Source organism: Streptomyces sp. NPDC040622, assembly GCF_055593965.1.
In genome coordinates, this window is record NZ_JBVIXD010000001.1 from 1 (window position 1) to 3795 (window position 3795).

2 protein-coding genes and 1 rRNA gene are annotated in these 3795 nt (G+C 66.2%); all 3 read left to right on the top strand.

Annotated features, from left to right (window positions below; genetic code table 11):
* Positions 1-159: 159 nt before the first annotated feature.
* The 3 genes from rrf (at position 160) to ACZ592_RS00015 (ending at position 3649) form a co-directional block, all read left to right on the top strand.
* A 5S ribosomal RNA gene (rrf, locus tag ACZ592_RS00005) occupies positions 160-276 on the top strand.
* Positions 277-431: 155 nt separating this feature from the next.
* A complete protein-coding gene (locus ACZ592_RS00010; RefSeq protein WP_471579167.1) occupies positions 432-1040 on the top strand; it encodes a CDP-alcohol phosphatidyltransferase family protein in 609 nt (202 codons plus the stop codon).
* A gap of 113 nt (positions 1041-1153) precedes the next feature.
* Positions 1154-3649 (top strand): sugar phosphate nucleotidyltransferase, encoded by a 2496-nt coding sequence (locus tag ACZ592_RS00015; RefSeq protein WP_471579168.1) that lies wholly within the window; start codon positions 1154-1156, stop codon positions 3647-3649.
* The last annotated feature ends 146 nt before the right edge of the window (positions 3650-3795 follow it).

Consider the following 3795-nt stretch of genomic DNA (forward strand, 5'->3'; position numbering starts at 1 on the left):
GTTGATAGGCCAGATCTGGAAGCCCGGTAACGGGTGGAGGTGACTGGTACTAATAGGCCGAGGGCTTGTCCTCAGTTGCTCGCGTCCACTGTGTTGGTTCTGAAACCACGAACGACCCCGTCATGCCACATGGCGGTGCGGTTGTCAGTTTCATAGTGTTTCGGTGGTCATAGCATGAGGGAAACGCCCGGTTACATTCCGAACCCGGAAGCTAAGCCTCATAGCGCCGATGGTACTGCAGGGGGGACCCTGTGGGAGAGTAGGACGCCGCCGAACTTTACTTATAGCCGTGGTCTCTGGATTCAATTCCAGGGACCACGGCTTTTTTGTTTTTGTGCCCAGGCGCCCCGCCCACCCCTCCGCACCGACGCGCGGCAACTGAGGGTAAGGTCAGGGGGCATCATTGGCTCTTTCCCACAGGAGGCCCCCGGGTGGAGGTCCAGGAGACTCGCGTCCAGACGGACCGTGTCCTCACCATCCCGAACATCCTGAGCATGGCTCGCCTCGCCGGCGTACCCCTCTTCCTGTGGTTGATCCTCAGGCCTGAGTTCGGAGGGCCCAACAGCGACGGATGGGCCCTGCTGGTCCTCGCGCTCAGTGGGATCAGTGACTACCTCGACGGCAAGCTCGCACGCCGCTGGAACCAGATCAGCAACCTCGGCCGGCTCCTCGATCCCGCCGCCGACCGGCTCTATATCCTCTCGACGCTGGTCGGTCTGACGTGGCGGGAGATTCTTCCGCTCTGGCTGACCGCGGCGCTGTTGCTGCGCGAGCTGGTGCTGCTGGTGATGGTCGGGATCCTCAGGCGTCACGGCTATCCGCCGCCGCAGGTGAACTTCCTGGGCAAGGCAGCCACCTTCAACCTGATGTACGCCTTTCCACTACTGCTCCTGAGCGACGGAAGTGGCTGGATCGCCACAGCCGCTGCTATTTTCGGATGGGCGTTCGCCGGATGGGGTACAACGCTGTACTGGTGGGCAGGGATCCTCTACGTGGTTCAGGTCCGCCGACTTGTCAAGGCGGACAGCCCGGCCGATTGAGCTTGCCGATTCGGCGGCTGTAGAGGCTCGAAGGCCCGCATCTGACATATGTGGGCCCATCCCGGTGAGCTGAGTCGGCCAGATCGTCGTCTATTGAGGAGGACGTTTCCGACATGAAGGCCGTCGTGATGGCCGGCGGTGAAGGCACGCGCCTTCGCCCCATGACCTCGAGCATGCCCAAACCGCTCCTTCCCGTGGCCAACCGGCCCATCATGGAGCACGTACTGAGGCTGCTGAAGAGGCATGGTCTCACCGAGACCGTAGTGACAGTGCAGTTCTTGGCTTCCCTCGTCAGGAACTACTTCGGCGACGGCGAAGAGCTCGGGATGGAGCTCACCTATGCCAATGAAGAGAAACCGCTCGGCACGGCCGGCAGCGTGAAGAACGCTGAGGAAGCGCTGAAGGACGACGCTTTCCTCGTGATCTCCGGTGACGCGCTGACCGACTTCGACCTCACCGATCTGATTGCGTTCCACAAGGAAAAGGGCGCGTTGGTCACGGTCTGCCTGACACGCGTACCCAATCCGCTGGAATTCGGCATCACCATCGTCGACGAGGAAGGCAAGGTCGAGCGTTTCCTCGAGAAGCCGACCTGGGGGCAGGTCTTCTCCGACACGGTGAACACGGGCATCTACGTGATGGAGCCCGAGGTCTTCGACTACGTCGAGGCCGACACGTCGGTCGACTGGTCCGGTGATGTCTTCCCGCAGCTCATGAAGGAGGGCAAGCCGGTCTACGGCTATATCGCCGAGGGCTACTGGGAGGACGTCGGCACGCACGAGAGTTACGTCAAGGCGCAGGCCGACGTGCTGGAGCGCAAGGTCGACGTCGAACTCGACGGATTCGAGATCTCGCCCGGGGTGTGGGTGGCCGAAGGGGCCGAGGTGCATCCTGACGCCGTCCTGCGCGGACCGCTCTACATCGGCGACTACGCCAAGGTCGAGGCGGACGTCGAGATCCGTGAGCACACCGTCGTGGGGTCGAACGTGGTCGTGAAGAGCGGCGCGTTCCTGCACAAGGCGGTCGTGCACGACAACGTCTACATCGGGCAGCACAGCAATCTCCGGGGCTGCGTCGTCGGCAAGAACACCGACATCATGCGGGCCGCCCGGATCGAGGACGGTGCGGTCATCGGTGACGAGTGCCTCGTAGGCGAAGAATCGATCATCCAGGGCAATGTCAGGGTCTATCCCTTCAAGACGATCGAGGCCGGCGCGTTCGTCAACACCTCGGTGATCTGGGAGTCCCGCGGCCAGGCGCACCTCTTCGGTGCGCGCGGGGTGTCCGGGATCCTGAACGTGGAGATCACGCCCGAGCTCGCCGTGCGGCTGGCCGGGGCGTATGCGACGACCCTGAAGAAGGGGTCCACCGTCACCACCGCGCGTGACCACTCGCGCGGTGCGCGGGCGCTCAAGCGCGCGGTGATCTCGGCGCTGCAGGCCAGCGCCATCGACGTACGGGATCTGGAGAACGTTCCGTTGCCGGTGGCGCGGCAGCAGACTGCCCGGGGAAGCGCCGGAGGCATCATGATCCGGACGACGCCCGGGGTGCCGGACTCCGTCGACATCATGTTCTTCGACGGGCGGGGAGCGGACCTCTCGCAGGGCAGCCAGCGGAAGCTGGACCGGGTGTACGCGCGTCAGGAGTACCGGCGGGCGTTCCCCGGTGAGATCGGCGATCTGCACTTCCCCTCCAGCGTCTTCGACTCGTACACGGGATCCCTGTTGCGGAACGTCGACACGACTGGTGTCGCCGAGTCCGGGCTCAAGGTCGTCGTCGACGCGTCCAACGGCAGTGCGGGCCTCGTGCTGCCGAGTCTCCTCGGCAAACTCGGCGTGGACGCGCTGACCATCAACCCGGGGCTCGACGAGTCGCGGCCCACCGAGACGGCGGATGCCCGCAGGTCCGGGCTCGTGCGGCTCGGGGAGATCGTGGCGTCCGCGCGGGCCGCCTTCGGAGTGCGGTTCGACCCGGTCGGTGAGCGGCTGTCGCTCGTGGACGAGAAGGGACGGATCGTCGAGGACGACCGGGCCCTGCTGGTCATGCTCGATCTGGTGGCGGCCGAGCGGCGCAGCGGGCGGGTGGCGCTGCCGGTGACGACGACACGCATCGCCGAGCAGGTCGCCGCGTACCACGGGACGCAGGTGGACTGGACGACCACGTCGCCGGACGACCTGACGAGGGTGGGGCGCGGGGACTCGACCATCTTCGGCGGGGACGGGCGCGGCGGGTTCATCGTGCCCGAGTTCAGCAGTGTCTTCGACGGAACCGCGGCGTTCGTGCGGCTGATCGGGCTGGTGGCGCGGACACAGCTCACCTTGAGCCAGATCGACGCGCGCATCCCGCGTGCGCATGTGCTGCGCCGTGACCTCGCCACTCCGTGGGCCGTCAAGGGACTCGTGATGCGCACGGTGGTGGAGGCGGCCGGGGACCGGTCGGTGGACACCACCGACGGTGTGCGGGTGGTGGAGAGCGACGGGCGTTGGGTCCTCGTGCTGCCCGACCCGGCCGAGGCCGTCACTCATTTGTGGGCGGAAGGACCCGACGACGCATCCGCCCAGGCGCTGCTCGACGAGTGGTCCACCGTGGTGGACAGCGCAGGTCGCTGACCCTTTCCGGCACCGGACGGCGGCGGGGGGGAAGAAGAAAGGGGGGGGGGGGGGGGGGAGGGGGGGGGGGGGGGGGGGGGGGGAAGGGAGGGGGGGGGGGGGGGGGGGGGGGTGGGGAGGAACAACCCCCGGGGAACACCCCCCTT